Origin of the sequence: Brevibacillus daliensis (assembly GCF_021245735.1) — a bacterium.
Lineage (GTDB): Bacteria > Bacillota > Bacilli > Brevibacillales > Brevibacillaceae > Brevibacillus_B > Brevibacillus_B daliensis.
In genome coordinates, this window is the sequence record NZ_JAJISB010000018.1 from 104096 (window position 1) to 121095 (window position 17000).

The 17000-nt window shown below is 41.3% G+C and carries 16 protein-coding genes; 10 read left to right on the plus strand and 6 right to left on the minus strand.

The features are described 5' to 3' along the window. The first annotated feature begins 96 nt into the window (after window positions 1–96). On the plus strand, window positions 97–1335 hold the full coding sequence (locus tag LM917_RS14510) for an MDR family MFS transporter (RefSeq protein WP_232698247.1): 1239 nt from the start codon (window positions 97–99) through the stop codon (window positions 1333–1335). 98 nt (window positions 1336–1433) lie between these two features. Here the strand turns inward: LM917_RS14510 and LM917_RS14515 are convergent, their stop codons facing one another. After that, window positions 1434–2249 (minus strand): GDSL-type esterase/lipase family protein, encoded by an 816-nt coding sequence (locus tag LM917_RS14515; protein WP_232698248.1) that lies wholly within the window; start codon window positions 2247–2249, stop codon window positions 1434–1436. Window positions 2250–2375: 126 nt separating this feature from the next. Here LM917_RS14515 and LM917_RS14520 point away from each other — a divergent pair, with 126 nt between their 5' ends. Both LM917_RS14520 and LM917_RS14525 read left to right on the plus strand, forming a co-directional pair. After that, the gene (locus LM917_RS14520; protein ID WP_232698249.1) at window positions 2376–3323 is read left to right on the plus strand and encodes an ABC transporter ATP-binding protein; all 948 of its coding nucleotides are present in this window, start codon (window positions 2376–2378) and stop codon (window positions 3321–3323) included. Further along, on the plus strand, window positions 3316–4296 hold the full coding sequence (locus LM917_RS14525; protein ID WP_232698250.1) for an ABC transporter permease: 981 nt from the start codon (window positions 3316–3318) through the stop codon (window positions 4294–4296). Before LM917_RS14520 ends, LM917_RS14525 begins: the two co-directional genes overlap by 8 nt. Before the next feature lie 192 nt (window positions 4297–4488). Here LM917_RS14525 and LM917_RS14530 read toward each other — a convergent pair whose 3' ends face one another. From LM917_RS14530 to LM917_RS14550, 5 genes are all read right to left on the minus strand, one after another. After that, on the minus strand, window positions 4489–5577 hold the full coding sequence (locus LM917_RS14530; protein WP_232698251.1) for a DUF418 domain-containing protein: 1089 nt from the start codon (window positions 5575–5577) through the stop codon (window positions 4489–4491). Window positions 5578–6130: 553 nt separating this feature from the next. Continuing rightward, complete coding sequence (locus tag LM917_RS14535) at window positions 6131–6346, minus strand: hypothetical protein (RefSeq protein WP_232698252.1); 216 nt, start codon at window positions 6344–6346, stop codon at window positions 6131–6133. A 66-nt stretch (window positions 6347–6412) separates the two neighbouring features. Next, entirely contained in the window at window positions 6413–7786 is a 1374-nt protein-coding gene (locus LM917_RS14540; RefSeq protein WP_232698253.1) for a hypothetical protein, read from the minus strand. Further along, the gene (locus tag LM917_RS14545) at window positions 7773–8336 is read right to left on the minus strand and encodes an RNA polymerase sigma factor (protein ID WP_232698254.1); all 564 of its coding nucleotides are present in this window, start codon (window positions 8334–8336) and stop codon (window positions 7773–7775) included. Before LM917_RS14545 ends, LM917_RS14540 begins: the two co-directional genes overlap by 14 nt. 120 nt (window positions 8337–8456) lie before the next feature. Next, a complete protein-coding gene (locus tag LM917_RS14550) occupies window positions 8457–10136 on the minus strand; it encodes a DNA repair helicase XPB (RefSeq protein WP_232698255.1) in 1680 nt (559 codons plus the stop codon). A gap of 138 nt (window positions 10137–10274) precedes the next feature. Here LM917_RS14550 and LM917_RS14555 point away from each other — a divergent pair, with 138 nt between their 5' ends. The 7 genes from LM917_RS14555 to LM917_RS14585 all read left to right on the plus strand — a co-directional run bounded on the left by LM917_RS14555 (window position 10275) and on the right by LM917_RS14585 (window position 16761). Continuing rightward, a complete protein-coding gene (locus LM917_RS14555; RefSeq protein WP_232698256.1) occupies window positions 10275–11600 on the plus strand; it encodes a hemolysin family protein in 1326 nt (441 codons plus the stop codon). 60 nt (window positions 11601–11660) lie between these two features. Next, a complete protein-coding gene (locus LM917_RS14560; protein WP_232698257.1) occupies window positions 11661–12611 on the plus strand; it encodes a S8 family peptidase in 951 nt (316 codons plus the stop codon). Window positions 12612–12872: 261 nt separating this feature from the next. Then, window positions 12873–13673, plus strand: coding sequence for a 5'/3'-nucleotidase SurE (surE, locus tag LM917_RS14565; RefSeq protein ID WP_232698258.1), 801 nt, complete (start codon window positions 12873–12875; stop codon window positions 13671–13673). 2 nt (window positions 13674–13675) lie between these two features. Beyond that, window positions 13676–14707, plus strand: coding sequence for a hypothetical protein (locus tag LM917_RS14570; RefSeq protein ID WP_232698259.1), 1032 nt, complete (start codon window positions 13676–13678; stop codon window positions 14705–14707). A gap of 80 nt (window positions 14708–14787) precedes the next feature. Next, entirely contained in the window at window positions 14788–15276 is a 489-nt protein-coding gene (locus LM917_RS14575; RefSeq protein ID WP_232698260.1) for a hypothetical protein, read from the plus strand. A gap of 94 nt (window positions 15277–15370) precedes the next feature. After that, window positions 15371–15952: an RNA 2',3'-cyclic phosphodiesterase gene (gene thpR / locus LM917_RS14580; RefSeq protein ID WP_232698261.1), complete on the plus strand. Its 582-nt coding sequence runs from the start codon at window positions 15371–15373 to the stop codon at window positions 15950–15952. 128 nt (window positions 15953–16080) lie between these two features. Beyond that, window positions 16081–16761, plus strand: coding sequence for a hypothetical protein (locus tag LM917_RS14585; RefSeq protein WP_232698262.1), 681 nt, complete (start codon window positions 16081–16083; stop codon window positions 16759–16761). Window positions 16762–17000 lie beyond the last annotated feature (239 nt).

Here is a 17000-nt window from a genome sequence, read left to right on the forward strand (position 1 = left end):
TTTGATAGAATTATTAAGGGGATGTCATTGACTTTCTTATCTTATATTCATACAATTTAGACTTAACAAACAGATAGAGATAGGGGAGTAGCAACGATGCACAGGCTGCGGGAGTTTATCAGAGAGTATCACCCAATTGTCCATACGTTGATAATTGGAACGGTTTTTGTGCGAGCGGCGAGTTCCATGTCAATGCCTTTCTTAGCTATTTATCTATCCAATACAACGAATCTGAGCCCCGTGATGATTGGACTTATAATTGGTGCAGGACCGCTTGCCTCCACGGTTGGTGGTTTTGTCGGAGGGACATTATCAGATCAGTTTGGAAGAAGAAGGATTATGCTAATAGCCTTGTATACGTGGGTATTTGTTTTCTTAGGGTTCGCTATTGGGAAGAGTGCCCTTTTTTTTATTCTCTTGAACATATTGGCAGGACTCTGTCGATCGTTTTACGAGCCAGTTTCACAGGCGTTAATGGCAGATATATCAGAGCCTGAGAAAAGATTTAAGGTATTCTCCCTGCGCTACCTGGCAATCAATGTTGGCGTGGCTGTGGGACCGTTATTGGGAGCATGGCTGGCTTTATGGGGTGGGGCTTTCCCATTTTTCGTTACTGCCGCTATTTATTTGCTTTACACAATTATTTTACAAGGACTCCTTACACGTTTTGGAATTAAAGATATCGAAGGGCAGAAAAAGGAACAGGTTAATTTCACATTAGCCTTTCAAGTTGTAAAACAGGATGTAGCATTACGATACTATATCATGGGTGGTATCCTGGTAGCATTTGGCTATTCGCAAATGACCACGACATTACCTCAGTACGTAAATCAGACACTTGTTGATGGGGTTGTTCTCTACTCTTATCTACTCAGTCTAAATGCTATCACGGTTGTTATCCTGCAAATGCCGATATCCAAGTGGGCAGAGAATAAAACTCCTTTGTATAATTTGATAGTGGGTTGCCTCTTGTATGCGATCGGATTGATTGGATTTGGTGTTACTTCATCGTTTGTAGGGTTACTGATCGCTATGTTTATTTTTACATTAGGTGAAATAATAACCTTTCCTGCGTCCACGGTATTTATCGATAATTTGGCTCCTGAAGGTATGAGGGGAACATATTTTGGAGCGCAGAGTTTTCATAATTTAGGCCAGTCTATTGGTCCGGCTTTTGCTGGTTATATTCTTGGCTTATTTAATGGAACTGTGATGTTTATAGTAGTAGCTATTATTTCACTGGCAAGTATCTTGTTTTACATGGCAGGGGAGCGAGATTATTCGAAAAAAACAGGTAAGAAAATGGGGGCCATGAGTGCGGAAGAAAATACGTAACGTGCTTTTGGCTGGGAAATAAAAAATCTAAAACAAAAGGAAAAAGGAAGGTGAATAGTCAACCTTCCTTTTCTACATGAATAGCTGGTTTATGTTATTTATGGCAAAGCTTGCACTAATCGTTCTGCTATTTGCTGATAACCAGCTTTGTTGGGGTGAAAATGATCTGTGTATAAATATTTATTTTCTTTTTTCCAAAATAGATCATAGGTGGGAATCGTAATGATGTTTGAATACTTTTGGGCAATGAGTGCCGCCTGATTATTCCAAGCAAGGACTGCTTCGCCTGAATCCTTTTGAATTTCCGTGTCGCCAAATGGATTGTATAATTCTGTATAGATGATGGGTGCATGTGGATTCACTTCTCGTATCTTAGTCAGAATCTGATCATAATGAGTGGCGAGCTTATCCGTAGCACTTTCTACTTTTTGTAGCTCTAATCCAAAAACGCCACCGCTTTGTCTGAACAAATCATTTCCGCCGATTGTAAACATAATGAGATTGGCTTCAGACAGGAGACGTTTCACATTAGGCTGTTCGAGCTGTCGTAACAAATCTACAGATTCATATCCACTCACAGCCAAATTGCTTAGCTGGATGGGTTGATTGCGATTTGTGGCTACAGTTTGTTTAAATACTTCAATATAGCCTTTTCCCGTAGAGTCTCCAACACCTCGCGTTAGTGAATCGCCCATTGAAACTAGTTTTAGTGTACCTGTTTTCGGTAAGATAGCAGAAGGGGGTGCTAGTAAGGCATCATCCTCTAGGTCTGATGATGAAAGTCCAGGTGTATCTGAACTAGCCAGGCTCTTAGGCGCTAGTGCAAAACCGAAACCAACAGCAAGTGTTATCATTGCCAGAAGAGACAGAAGAAGCATCCATTTTGTTAAGGCATTTCGTTTTGACAATGGCAAGGGTACTTCCTCCTTTTTTCCGTTCAAAAGGTATTACTAGTAGTCTACCATCTTATAGGGGAAGATAACCATAGCTGAGTATAGGAAAACATATTGTGGTTCGTGATAGAAAGGTGCGGTGTAAGCATGTCAGAAGTGGTATTGTCTGTCTCCGGTCTTCAGAAGTCAATCGGAGGGAAACAATTAATTCACGATATATCTTTTGAGGTTATGGCTGGAGAAGTGTATGGCTTCCTGGGACCTAATGGTGCGGGGAAAACAACAACAATCCGAATGCTGGTAGGTTTAACCAGACCAAATTCCGGGGAAATTACCATTGGAGGGCATTCCCTGCAAAAACAGTTTATCGAAGCGATCCGCCATGTTGGCTCCATTGTAGAAAATCCTGAGTTGTATTCGTTCCTGACGGGGAGAGAAAATCTGGAAATGTTTGCCCGGATGAGTGGAACCGTTACAAAAGAGCGAATTGAGGAAGTCATTAAACAGGTTGAGTTGACAGAAGCGATAGATCAGAAGGTAAAAACGTATTCGTTAGGGATGCGGCAACGCTTGGGTATCGGGCAGGCCCTACTCCATTCTCCTAAACTACTGATTCTGGATGAGCCAACAAATGGCCTTGATCCGGCTGGTATTCGGGAGTTGAGGGAATTTATTCAATATCTTGCCCATGAGCAAAAAATTGGTGTATTCATCTCAAGCCACTTGTTAAGCGAGATTGAGCTAATGTGTGATCGAGTAGCAATTATCAATAAGGGTAGAGTCATTTCGGTAGGAGCTGTTCATGATATGATGGAGCAATTTGCTGATCATGCACATTGGTTTTTTACAGAGCAGTCCATCGGGAAGGCTGTAGAGGTAATGAACAATTGTGAATATGTTTATGAGCTACAAGCCTTATCAGATGGTAGAGTGAAATGTCGAATGGATACGGAGCGAATTGGTGAACTAAACAGACTGCTGGTCCATGCAGATGTGGACGTACTTAGAATAGAGTCAAAAACGGTGACATTAGAAGATCTATTCTTATCTTTGACTGCGGGAACTCCAGGAGAAGAGGGGGAGAACCATGTATGATCTGGTCTATAATGAAAGTCTGAAATTAATAAAAAGGAAACGATTTTATGTTGTTCTATTGATCTTGATCGTTTTGATCCCTTTGTTTACATACGCACAGTTCCGATCAGCTGAAGTGGCGAGAAGCCAAATCGGTACAGATGACTGGAGAACGATGCTTCAACAAAAAATCGTCGATACACAGAACAGGTTAGCTTCCAGTCGCATACCACCTGAATGGCGTGACTATTTAGAGACTCAGCTTTCCTTGCAACAATACTATCTTGATCATAATATCGATCCGTCTTCTCCCGGTGCTGTAACGTTCGCAAGAGGATTCATGGATCAGGCGATCAGTTTGTTTTTGCCTATGATGATTGTTATTCTGGCCGTGGATCTTGTTTCATCCGAATTTAGTGAGGGAACGATTAAACTTCTGTTAACCAGACCGGTGAAGAGGTGGAAGATCCTAACCAGTAAATTTATTACACTCTTTTTATTCACCTCCCTTACAATTGTGGTATCGTTATTGTTCTCATATGTTATATCAGGAATTGTGTTTGGTTATTCAGGATGGACGATGCCAGTGCTTACCGGGTTCACATTTTCAGCCGACACGCTAGATACCTCGTCAGTGTTCGTACTGGAGCAATGGAAGTACATTCTCATGCAGTATGGGTTAGGATGGTTCGTCTGTATGGTTATTGGGGCTATCTCGATGATGATTTCTGTCCTGGTAAGAAGTACGGCTGCTGGAATGGGAATTATGATGGCGGCACTCGTAAGCGGAGTCATCTTAACTCAAATGGCGGCCAACTGGGAGCAAGCAAAATATTTGTTTAATGTGAACTTACAGCTTACCAGCTATTTGGCGGGGACGTTGCCGCCCATAAAAGGGATGAGTCTTCCTTTTTCACTTAGCGTACTAAGTATCTGGGGAATCATTTCCATGATCGTGGCTTATGTGGTGTTTATTAGACAAGATGTTAGGTAAGAATTACGTCAAATGTGTAAAAGCAAAACTGATGGGAAACGATGACGTGTATAGATGGACATAGTTAATGTGACATAGTAAAGGATAGAGAATGAATGACAACGCAAAATCTTTAGGATAGACCTACTATAATTCATCTCCCACTACCCTTGGTGCTGTTGCACCTTCACGTTAAGAGGTGGGAGACTTCTTTTATACATTCTTATCTGTAAAATAACCTTTGTATTTTAATCCATATGTCCATGTACGAAGAACATACTCCACTGGTCCCTGCCTAAAATAACGCAACCAGATGTTACTAATAACAACTTGAAAATAAAAAATTCCACATACTATTAAAATATTTAAAAATATAGTTTCACTCGTATTAATGTTGAAAATGTAGTAGGTGCATAGTCCTAACAATGTTTGAAGTAAATAGTTTGATAATGCTGTCTTGCCTACATAACTAAATGGCTTCAATATTTTCTTCCATGTTTGCTGTTCTAACAATATTACAAGCGTTGAAATATAAAACAGTGACATGGGAATACTAGATAAAGCTACATAGGTAGTGTCTACCATTCCATCTATTTGTATAAATCTCCAAATAATCAGGAAAATAAAAGGGATACTGATAAAAAAGGATATGATTTGAACTTTTTTTATGAGTAGCATTTGAGGTGCTATATTTTTGAAGTACAATTTCTTGCCAACATATAGTCCTAGTAAATACATGAGAAAAACTTGAGAGGGAGCAGTACTAAAGAAAGTTAGAAAACCATACCCACCAAAAGAAGTTACATAGTCGAGAACTGGCTCTATAATGATTAGTAAGGTAGATGTATAAAATAAAGTACATAAAATTATAATTGCCCATAAAACTACTTTTGCTGATAACCAATAAAAAGGGATTAAAAATAGACCTAATTTGGAATACATTTCTAATATGTCTCCGAACCAAATAAGCTGATGCAGCATTCCAATTAGAAATAAGCCTAATAATCTCCTGATAATAATAATATATTTATACTTTACTCTACGACTTTCTAAATTTGACATAAGCACATAAAAGCTTAAGCCAAATAAAAAACTAAAAATAGGAAAGAATTTCACTTGTATAAAGATGTCCATCAGTAAGCGTACATATAAATTGACTCCATAATATTCATAATTCATAACCTCAAATGGCACGAAATCAGGTAAATTAACTAGTAGTATGCCAAATATAGCAAATCCTCTAATGACATCTATAGAATAGATGCGATTGCTTGTAGAGATGGTTTGGATTCGGTTCGCCATGATATCCTCCTATACTATATAGATAAATTATTGAAACCCCTTAGTAAGGGGTTTCGGTAATAAATTATTTTGTTACAGTAAATGTATAATAGAAATTTTGGAATGTTCCTTTTACCATTAATGTATATGTGCCTGGTGCTGTGAACCAAATGTACTGACCATCATAAGCGATATTATCAGTATTTCCTTGAAGTACATCGTAGTCATCTTCTCCAAAATTATGTTTTTCTTTCCTATGTATTATTTTACCATTCGTTCTAAGTAAACCGTTACATTTATTATATTTGCAACGGCTATTCAAATAATTATAAAATCTCCATGTATTTAGTTACTATTGTTTAGGAAGGGATAGCGTTCTAAAATAAAAACTTTGTTTTGTTCAATGCCCAGCATCACCTGTTTGGGGCTTAACGGTCATTGTTAGCACTTGATTCTCACGATGCGTTTTAAGGGAACCTTTTATCTTTCATAACTCAACTTTCGCAAACTGAATTGCCAAATATACCTTGATATAGTTTGGGGGAAGTAGAAAGACCGTAAGCTACCATCTCCTCTAACCCCTGAGAGAAGGGAACAGTTCGCGAAGAAGCATGTTTGTCGGCGATTCCATTTGAAGTCCACCTAGCTTCACAAACAAGACCAAGGAATAAAAAACGGAAAAAGAAGCCACCTCTTGCTTGGCCTCTTTTCCCGTTTTCCCTGGGCTTGTTTGTGAAGCGAACAGTGAATCATCTTCGTAGACTTCAAGAGGAAGGTAGCCGACAAACATGCTTCTTCCACCTATCCACTCACTCCATATTAATACTACCCTTCGGGCAGCATTCCATTACTATAATTACGACCATTGAATACTTTTAGCCATATCCATCAACTGTTGCAGTGACATACCTTTACCGGTGATCATGATATAAAGTGGCTGACCAGATTTTGTCGTCATAAAGTGGACGGCATGTTCGGTATTACCTTCAAACGTTACACCGATCGCTTTGTCAGGTCCAATGTTAAAAATCTGAGGTGCATTTGTAAACGTTCCTGGGATTGACAGAGCACGTTGTTCTTCGTTTCGTTGGACTTCTAATTTGACTAGCCCTGAACTTCCAGAGTAGTTAGCGTTTTGGGAGATAACATGCTTACTTGTTTCCGACTCATAATTCACGTTTAGAGTCTGGAGTTTATAATCTCCAGCTGTAATTTTGGCTATTGGCATGTCAGAAGCTTGAGAAGCAAGGGCTTCTGAAGTGAAGGCTGAAAACGTTTGTTGGGTTTCTTTTCCTGCTTCTGTATCTGGAGCGATCTTGGCTGTAGCTGTATTATTTTCTTCGATCGGAAGGGAGGTAAGCCCCAATCTATTAGATAGAGCTGCCTCCTGTTCCGAAGAAGATTGATTTGCAGTAGGTTGATCCGCTCCAGCCGCGATACTAGGGGTATCTGGAACTGTTGCTGGCTCTGTTACTGCGGTGCTCTGATTAGCAGGCAGTTGTGGACCTACAGCTACCGTAGAGTCGGTAGGATTCTTTGTTTCCGCTGATTGTTTTGGTTCTGCCGGCTGTTGTGCTTTCTTATTCTGCGCTGTATCTTTTTCTTGTAGTGCGTGTGTTTCTGACCTTTTCATGGTAGATCCAGGACTTGCTTTATCATTCTTTGCCACAGAATTTTTATCTGTATCCTGTGTCGGAAGAACAGCAATCTGGTTAGAAACAGGCGCATCTGGAGAAGCTGGTTGATCTCTATCTGCTGGTTCCGTGGTCGGAGATTGAAAAGCTGATGGAGCAGGGCTGTTATCTGCTTGTTGCAACTCCGCATTAACCTGGGAAGCACTTTTCTCTCCCCCAAACGTAAATAATCCACCGTTTAAAGCCTGTACGCCAACTAATCCTACAACAAGTAATACACCAGCAGCGCCCACTAATGGATATGCGAATAAAGAAAAACGTTTCTTGCGTTTTGTCTCGACCGTAGCTTCTTTCGCTTCTCGAGCAGCAGCAAGTGGAGTTATATCTTTATCAGAAGGAAGCGCATAAATTTGGTTCATGATATTGTTTTCTAGTTCAGCGGAAGGGTGAGGGTTCTCTTGCATAAACAATGCCTCCTCACTGTTAGCCCAAGCCTGCTCAAGCCATGCCATGCATTCCTCACATGTTTCGATATGTGAAAGAATTTCGTTGTCAGTATTATCATCCCATTGGGCTCTGAATTCATGGCAGTTCATGTACGAGTCCTCCTTCCATCTTAGTTAGTACTTTGGCAAATTCTTGCCGTGCCCGTAAATAGCGAACTCGCGCTGTTGACTCTGCTACACCTAACATAACAGCAATTTTATCGAAGGGATATTCGTTCGTACAGCGAAGTATAATTATTTCTCTATAAGAATCAGAGAGTTGCGAGAATGCTTCTGCGATGGTCTTCTTTTGTTCTTTTCGCAGAAGTGATTCCTGTGGCAACTCATCTTTAGCATTTGAAGGAACGTAGGCCAAATGCTCATCCGTCTCATGAAATTTCCGGCGCCGTAGGAAATCAATGGTACGGTTGCGGGCCAATGTATGAAGCCAAGTAGATAGCTGGCTATCACCCCGATAGGTAGAGAGCTTTTCATATGCTTTGACAAATACCTCTTGTGTTAGATCCTCTGCGTCCGATTTATTGTTAACCATTTTATAAATGAACACATAAATCATATGTTGGTATTTTTGGATGATATCTCGAAAAGCCTCGACGTCCCCTTGCAAGACCTGATGAATAATTTCGCTGTCGGTTTGCATCGAAGTGTTGCCTCCCTTCATTTCATCTGACGAGATTATTTTTAAAACGTTTCAGTAAAATTGATGTTGTTATTTTATCATTTTTTACATGCATAATGGGTTACAAAAGTAGGAAGCAATCTATAACAACTCAGAAGCTTCGACTACTTCATATCGATATCCCTGCTCTAACAGAAACATTTGCCGTTTCGAAGCAAATTCCTGCTCTCTGCTGTCACGAGTTACTAATGTATAAAAATAAGCTTGATTCGTCGCTTTCGGGCGCAATATTCGACCCAATCGCTGTGCTTCTTCCTGTCTGGAACCAAATGTTCCGGAAATTTGAATTGCGACATTTGCGTCAGGCAAATCTACTGCAAAATTAGCAACCTTGGAAATGACTAGCTTATCAATCTCCTTCTTCCGAAATTGGTCATAGTAGAACTTTCGATCTTCTTCTTTTGTTTTTCCGGTGATGAGAGGGAGATGCAGGGCTTTTGCCACTTTTTCCAGCTGGTCCACATATTGGCCAATAATGAGTACCTGATCGTGCGCATGCTTTGTTAGCAAGTTACGAATCATATCCAGCTTTACAGGATTAAGTGCAGCGATGCGATATTTTTCTCGAGAACTGGAGAATGCATAAGCCTCCCGATGTCCAGGGGGAAGAGGAAGACGTACTTCCCAACATGTTGCGCAAGCAATCCATCCTTCCGCTTCTAAAGCTTTCCATGGCATTTCATAACGCTTGGGACCAATCAGTGAAAAGACCTCGTCCTCTTTACCGTCTTCTCTGACCAGTGTTGCTGTGAGACCAAGGCGTCTTTTCGCTTGAATGCTGGAAGTCATCTTAAAGACGGGAGCAGGCAACATATGAACTTCATCGTAAATAATCAATCCCCAATTTCGCTCCGTAAACAGCTTCATATGTGGAAACTCCTCGTCTCCACCCTGGCGATTGGCCGTAATCATTTGATAGGTCGTCACCGTAACGGGTTTAACCTCTTTTTGTAGTCCTGTATATTCGCCAACCATGTCAGATGACAAACTTGTCTTATTTAAAATTTCGTTCATCCATTGATGCACGGATGTGGTGCTGGTAGTCAGAATAAGCGTGGCCGTTTGAAACTCTGCCATTGTACCAATTCCAATAATTGTTTTTCCTGCCCCGCAGGGAAGACATAGGACTCCACTGCCACCATAATCAGACCCATCCGCATAAAAAGCTGAAACAGCAGCTTCCTGATAATCTCGCAAGGAAAATGCATGCCCCTCTTTAGTTGCAGAAGCTAGTGTAATCTCGCACGGTTCCCCTGGTATATAACCAGCTAAATCTTGCACAGGATAGCCCAGTTTAATGAGCGCTTGCTTAATCATCCCGCGAGAATAGGGAGTAAGGCGATAGCGTCCAGGTGAAATCCGCTCTTCTATATAGAATGAAAGTGATTTGTACTGAAGTAGTTCATCAAGAACGAGAGGATCTTCGCTGGTGATAATCAGCCCATCTTCATGCGTGTGAAGCTGGATTAAACCATACTTGGAAAAGGCTTGTTTAATATGCTGAACAACGGATGGGGGCAGTTCGTATTTACTGTAGCTCGCAAGAACCGTAATGACGTGATCAGCTGTAAGCTGACTCGCAGCAGCATTCCATAATGACAATGGAGTTAAACGATACGTATGTATGTATTCCGGACTTTTAATCAATTCGGCAAAGCCACTAATCGCCTGGCGTGCTTCCGCAAACAAAGGATGCTCTACTTCCAGTAAGATGCTACGGTCGCTTTGGACGATCAGAGGTAGTTGGAGATTATAAGACAAAGAGACTCACCTCATCGTGATCTTCATATGCTCATCGTAGCATACTTATACTGAAAATGGAAAAAGAGAGCAAAACGTATAACGCTTAGATGAGGGCGAAACGGATACACTAGAAAAAAACATTGAGGAGGGCATTTTGTGGAAGCAGACAGCTTTGTGGTGACAAGTGCAAAATTGCTCTTTGTCATTTTTTTAGTCTTCTTAAACGGATTTTTTGTTGCGACCGAATTTGCATTGGTAAAAGTACGTGAATCACGAATCACACAGTTGATAACAGAAGGTAGTCTGAAAGCGAAGCGTGTAGACAAGCTGTTGCATCAGTTGGACGCGTATCTTTCGGCAACACAGCTTGGTATAACATTAGCCTCGCTTGGTCTTGGATGGGTGGGTGAACCTGCTCTTTCCCATTTGATTCAACCTTTTTTTGCTTATGTTGATTTACCTGATTCAGTGGTAAGTACGATTTCTATTGTTATTGGTTTTCTGATAATCACATTCTTACATATTGTACTTGGAGAATTGGCGCCCAAATCGCTTGCCATACAACGTCCTGAGCAGGTTTCTATGTTTGTCGCACGTCCCATGGAATTTTTCTATATTATTATGTATCCTTTCATTAAAGTTCTTAATGGTGCTGCTTTTAAGGTATTGGGCATATTCGGGATAGAGGCTATTTCGGAGCATGTGGCAGCTCACACAGAGGAAGAAATACGTATTTTGGTTAATGAGAGCCATAAAAGCGGTCTAATCGACCAGACTGAAATGATGTTTGTTGAAAATATCTTTGATTTTTCAGAGACAACTGCCAGAGAGATTATGGTTCCTCGTCCTGATATGATGGTACTTGATATTAGTGATGATTTTCAAAAAAATTTAGACATTGTAAGTGAAGGCACCCATACCCGTTACCCGGTTATCAATGGTGATAAGGACCATATAGTTGGAATACTGCATATCAAGGATATTCTTACATATGCCCTGCAGGCAAACAAACAGGATCGTAGCCTGGAAAGTATTGTTCGTCCTGCTCTTCTCGTGCCGGAGACCCTGTCGATTGATAACCTGTTTGGCATGATGCAAAAAAAACGTCATCAGGTTGCTGTGCTAATTGATGAATACGGGGGAACGGCAGGACTGATCACCTTAGAAGATATCATTGAAGAAATAGTAGGCGACATTCAGGATGAGTTCGACAATGAAAGGCCAGAAATCGAGCAGGTTCATGAGGAAGAAGAGGATATCATTTCGCTGGACGGGCGTCTTTTGCTTAGTGAGGTGAATGCCTATTTGCATACATCCCTTTACTCCGACGAGGTAGATACGATTGCGGGCTGGATTTGTACGAAGACCAATCAAACCCCTGCAGTTGGAATGAAGGTAAAGGAAGGAAAGCACGAATTTGAAGTAGCAGAGGTAGATCATCTAAGAATCACCAGAGTTTTAGTGAAGACAAAGAAAAATTAGCCATCAGGGAAGTCCTTGCATAGGATATGTCATCTACTTGATATCCATGGAGGGGCTTTTGTGTATAAAATCATTACATTTCCGAAAACACGAGGTTACGAAATCTGTACCCGAATCCTAGCAAATGAGAATTTTGCCATGACTTCTCTCATCCAATGTAATTCGGTCGGATGTTTTTTCATTAAGGATGAAGAATTGGATGCATTCAGCAAATTAATGGGACGTGCAGGATATTTGGTATCGGAACAGGTAAAAGTGATGTTGCATAGCCAGGAAATTCCCTGGGGTGTAGAACATATGGGGGCGCCTGCATTATGGGATGTGACAAAAGGGGCGGGTGTCAAAGTTGCCGTAATTGATACTGGTATCTCATCAAGCCATCCCGATTTAAAAGGTCGCGTCAAAGCACAGAAGATTATCAACAAGGAGAGCGGATCAGGACGGCAGTCAAGCGGACATGGAACGCATGTGGCTGGTACGATTGCAGCTGTTTATAACGATAGTGGAATTGTAGGAATTGCTCCTGAGGTTGAATTGTATGATGTGCAAGCATTTGGAGCTGAAGGGACAGCAAATATGAGCGATATCATTGAGGGAATAAATTGGGCGATTGAGCAGGACGTAGACATAATTAATATGAGTTTTGGCACACCAGAGTATCACCATGCCTTGCACCAGGCGATACGTGCCGCAAAGAGAGCAGGCATTGTATTAGTTGCCTCAGCAGGAAATAGCGGAGGTGCGCTGGAGTATCCTGGCGCTTATAAAGAAGTAACTGCGGTGGGCGCCATTAATCAGGAAGCAAGATTGGCTGACTTCAGTTCAAGAGGAAAAGGAATGAATACAGTTGCGCCCGGAGTAGAGATAAAATCTACATGGGGGAATCGTGGATATAAGGTGCTGAATGGGACCTCTATGGCTGCGGCTCACATTTCTGGATTGTATGCCTTGCAGATTGCAAAACGAAAAAGAGGACGCAGGAGTCGGGTGAGTCGGATTGCCAACTTATAATGTGTAAGGATAAGTGGGTTAATTTCTATCCAAATGAATATAATGTCTTAACGAGCGGAATAGAGCTAAATGATGCTCCTCTTGCTTTGGTAACTCGTGACACCGTATGAAAATAGAATTATTCTCCTGGACCCGTTATGTAGCGAGAGTTATGTATCGGGATTTTTTCTTCCTCGTGTTATTACCGCTTCAAGGTGAAACTGCCATCTATGTTTGTTACAATTAAAATGGTAAATATAGTGAAAAGGAGATTGGTGGCTTATGCAGCGAATTCTGCTAACTAATGACGATGGAGTGGATGCACTAGGTATTCGTGTCTTAGCTGAAGCACTACTGATGATACCAGACATTGAAGTTTATGTTGTAGCACCTAATGAGGAAAAAAGCGGTGTTGGCCACGGTGTAACTTTTCGAGAAGCCCTATCTCCGAAGCGACATGATTTTTACGGATTGCCTGTACAAGCTTATGGGATAAATGGAAATCCGGCTGACTGCGTAAAAGCAGCATATTATCTACTGTTTGATAAGGAAAATCGGCCGGATCTAGTGTTATCCGGCATTAATGTGGGATGTAATTTAGGAAAAGATGTATATTACTCAGGAACATGCAGTGCTGCCAGAGAAGCGGTTATTTTAGGGATGCCATCGGTTGCCTTGTCGTATGATAACTATCATGATCCAGATAGCTATGGAGAGGCAAAGAATGTAATTCAACCCCTTCTCAAGCATTTTATTGAGATGGCTAAAAAGAAGGAGATGCCCAAGCAGGTATTCTGGAATGTAAATATTCCTGATTTACCAATGTCGGAAGTAAGAGGCATTGCCCCAGCTGAGTTAGCTTTTGATTTTTATCAGGATGTCTATCATCAAGAGGAAGCGGGCTTTTGGCTACGACGTGCTTATGCCGAACAGATTGATTTACACGGAGAAAATGAAGATTTCCGTCTGTTAAAGGCAGGGTTCATTACTTTAACTCCAGTTCATATTGACTCAACAGATCGGGACATCCTGCGTCAAACAAGCGAGTGGTCGATGATCAGGGAGTTCAACCGGGGGAGATAGTCATGGTAGAAGAAAATAGAAGTACGATCGTACGCTTTGCAGGACCGTCACCAGATATGACCACGACAGGAGATTCTTTATCTACGACACGATTTCGAGAATTGCATCGCGTTGTACGAGAAGAGGGCTTACCTTGCTTTGGCAGACTGAATGAGGTCGGACAGGCGGAGCTATATCTGATCTTTGATGATATCAACTCTTTTAGTGAATCAGTGGATGGGGTTAGTACGGTTGAATTTCGTTTACATGGGCGGGAGCTGTTGCTGATAGTTTGGACCAAATCAGATCCGCACTCCCCTTTGGGGTTCCCTCTTTCATTTACTGTAGAGCGAGATTGGGAGCAAGAGTGGTTACATCAACTACTTGGCCAAGATACGACAAATATCTTTTTCTTGGCGGTGGAGTATGGAGAGCTACTCCATATTTTTACGGAACAAGTGATGATAACGGCAGAGGAGAGCGCGGGTGTATTTGACTTCATTCAAGAGTTGCATGAGAGAGAAGAATTTTCTCACCCCATCAATCAGGCTCTTCCTGAAGAACGTATTGCCACTCCATCCGTTTATGCGCATGGGTTGCATGATGACCTCTTCATTTTGCCTGGACAAGCATATCTGATTGATTACAGGAAGCATGTAAGTGATCAAGGAGAGCGTGCAGAAGAAAGCTTAATGGAGACACTACATCAGGCATTAGAAGCTGCAAGATGTCATCCGATAGGTGAAGCTAGGGATAAATCTTATACCATCTGGGTAAAAGGTGATGAAAATGAGGTTGCTGTTTATATAACCCCTTCTCTTCAAGCAGGAGGAATTCGGAATGAAGATGATCCATTTCTTGCTTATTTCAAGCGTCTGTCCTCGTTTTTAGGAGTAAGAGAAGGGACTCCTCTTCGCGAGGGAGCATTTCCTATTTTTCGAAAAGAGGGAGAACAGCTTCTTCATCTGGAGTTGGATGATACCTCGGCTATACACTTTTCTCGACTTTTTCTGAGTAATTGGGACGGGTTACCCGATCCATTTGTCAGAAAGTAGCGACAACTAGACGTTTTTCAACAAAGGATGTGACAAGCCTCGGTTCGAAATTAGGTAGAAATGAATCGGGGGTGTAGCATGTGAGTGAAGGTAATCATTCAACAGGTTCTCTTGCGTCTAACACTTTTTTAGAAATGCAAACCGAAGTAGAGCAGATTGCGAAGCAGTTTTCCTTGCGATTGGAAGGCGGCTTACAGCATGTAGGACAATTGGGAATGGAAGAAAACGACTGTCAGGCTCATTATACATTGTGGGATTCCGAGGGAGTTATTTCGTTGAAAAGTAAACCATCAATCATGACTTCATGTACAAGGAATGGACAGTTAATCCCTATCATGATGAGGTTTTCTCTTTCTTGTAATCAGAATCGAGATGTAACTTCGCTGAAAGAATTGATTGACCAATATTTTAATTATGAGGCAGAGTTACATTGGAATGCCGCATCGCTGGAAGAGACTCGTCAGGTAGATCTAGCTATCCATTTTCAGTATCAGCCGAAGCAAAATCTGTTGCTAGCATACATCCGTTATATGTTGGTTATGATAACAGGACGAATTCCGGCAGCTTGACAACATGTTAGATATTCCATATTAAATCCGAAGACCACTCAGAAAAGAGGGGTCTTTTTCTTCGCATACTTTGAAGGGAAAGGGATGAACGTAATTGCGCCTCTTTATAGCTTTTACGGTACCGCAAAATGTTATCACGTGTGTCAATCAAGCCCAGGAGCAAGTCAAACAAGTACTGCGAGCGGATCGCTGGCAACCTACGAAAAATTTGCATATCACGCTTCATTTTTTAGGCGAAATTGATGAAGGCTTGCTTCCTGAGATAATAAGAGATATGGAAATGGTTTGTTCCATTATCAAACCATTTACCCTTAGTCTTGGCAGATTTGGTGTTTTCCCTGAAAAAGGGAATCCCCGAGTTTTATGGATTGGACTAAAGGGTAATCAGGAAGTGATGCAGCAGCTCCATTTATTACTTGGAAAAAGGTTAGAACGTCATCAAGAGATCATGATTGACAAAAGATCGTACCATCCCCACATCACGTTAGCTCGCGGACCCGAGACAAAAGAACAGGCAAGCTTGCCACTTGCAGATTGGTCACATCGTTTCTTACCTGAATATCATCCATCTTGGAAAGTAGAGGAAATCATTCTGTTTCGCTCGGAGTTACTTCCTACTGGGGCTGTACATACTCCACTACATACGTCCAAACTAGGTGATACAACGAACTTATAGAAAAAAGCGGTTTTGCCGTTCAAGATTGTGTACCACATGAATAAACATAAAGAAAGCAAAGTTTGCGACGATAGTATGATGCATGCTTAGCTATTACGCCAGAAAAGAAGAAAGCGGTGGGAATTCAAATGAGTGAGTTTACTACCGGGGTATTGTATCCAATACGATACGAAAACAAGATGATAACTTATTTGCAGGCATTGACACAACCATATTTTCATAAACGACTCAATGAGGACTGGAATGTATTTTTTCTCGAAGACGAGTGGGTGGAAATGGCCGAAACATTATATAGCTTACTAGCTCTGTCCAAAAAAGGAATCAGCCTACTCTGGTTTCATGATGCAGAGGATAGTGGATGGGGATTCAGACTGTTCGAGGGGGGATATGAAGTTTCTTCAGCTACAATTAGTTATACCCTTGATGTAGAGCTAGCTGAAGCGGAAATGAAACGAAGATACCCTACATTGATTATGTTTGACGAACATCATGAAGACGAAAAGCTGAGACGAGAATATGAAGAAATTGCCGATAGTATCACACATACCCATCAATATCGTCAGGAAGTTGAAAAAGGGTTGTTACGCTGTAAACCACAGGCATTTCGAACGTTTTTGTCCGCAAAACAGGTGCAGCAACTTCACTCCTTATTAGATAGCAGTTTACTGGCAGAAACGGACGTTGAGACAGGAAGTAGCCTATTGTATGACTCTGTTGACTTGTTCAAGGAAATACTTGGGATTGAGGAAATGATGTGGGTTAACTACTCCTATTTGGCAAGCGGAGGCAGAGAAAATGGGATGGTTTAAAAAACTTGTGTCAAGGCACTTTTGGTAAGAAAAAAAGGAAGCCACCTTTGGTTTGATGAGAGATGGCTTCCTTTTGACAGATAAGAATGTATAAAAATTCTCATCTGCATTAGTGCAACTAAGGCTTTACCTGCGCCAGAGGCTTGGCAAAGCCAAGTTTTTCATAACATTATGGTTGTGGTGTTTCATGAACCCAAGGTGCAAAAATAGTTGGTAGATCAAGAAGCAAGAGGAGGGCT

Coding starts and splice junctions, on each gene's coding strand:
- LM917_RS14510 (WP_232698247.1), top strand. CDS start 97: ATGCACAGGCTGCGGGAGTTTATCAGAGAGTATCACCCAATTGTCCAT.
- LM917_RS14520 (WP_232698249.1), top strand. CDS start 2,376: ATGTCAGAAGTGGTATTGTCTGTCTCCGGTCTTCAGAAGTCAATCGGA.
- LM917_RS14525 (WP_232698250.1), top strand. CDS start 3,316: ATGTATGATCTGGTCTATAATGAAAGTCTGAAATTAATAAAAAGGAAA.
- LM917_RS14530 (WP_232698251.1), bottom strand. CDS start 5,577: ATGGCGAACCGAATCCAAACCATCTCTACAAGCAATCGCATCTATTCT.
- LM917_RS14535 (WP_232698252.1), bottom strand. CDS start 6,346: ATGTTTGTCGGCTACCTTCCTCTTGAAGTCTACGAAGATGATTCACTG.
- LM917_RS14540 (WP_232698253.1), bottom strand. CDS start 7,786: ATGAACTGCCATGAATTCAGAGCCCAATGGGATGATAATACTGACAAC.
- LM917_RS14545 (WP_232698254.1), bottom strand. CDS start 8,336: ATGCAAACCGACAGCGAAATTATTCATCAGGTCTTGCAAGGGGACGTC.
- surE (WP_232698258.1), top strand. CDS start 12,873: ATGCAGCGAATTCTGCTAACTAATGACGATGGAGTGGATGCACTAGGT.
- LM917_RS14570 (WP_232698259.1), top strand. CDS start 13,676: ATGGTAGAAGAAAATAGAAGTACGATCGTACGCTTTGCAGGACCGTCA.
- LM917_RS14585 (WP_232698262.1), top strand. CDS start 16,081: ATGAGTGAGTTTACTACCGGGGTATTGTATCCAATACGATACGAAAAC.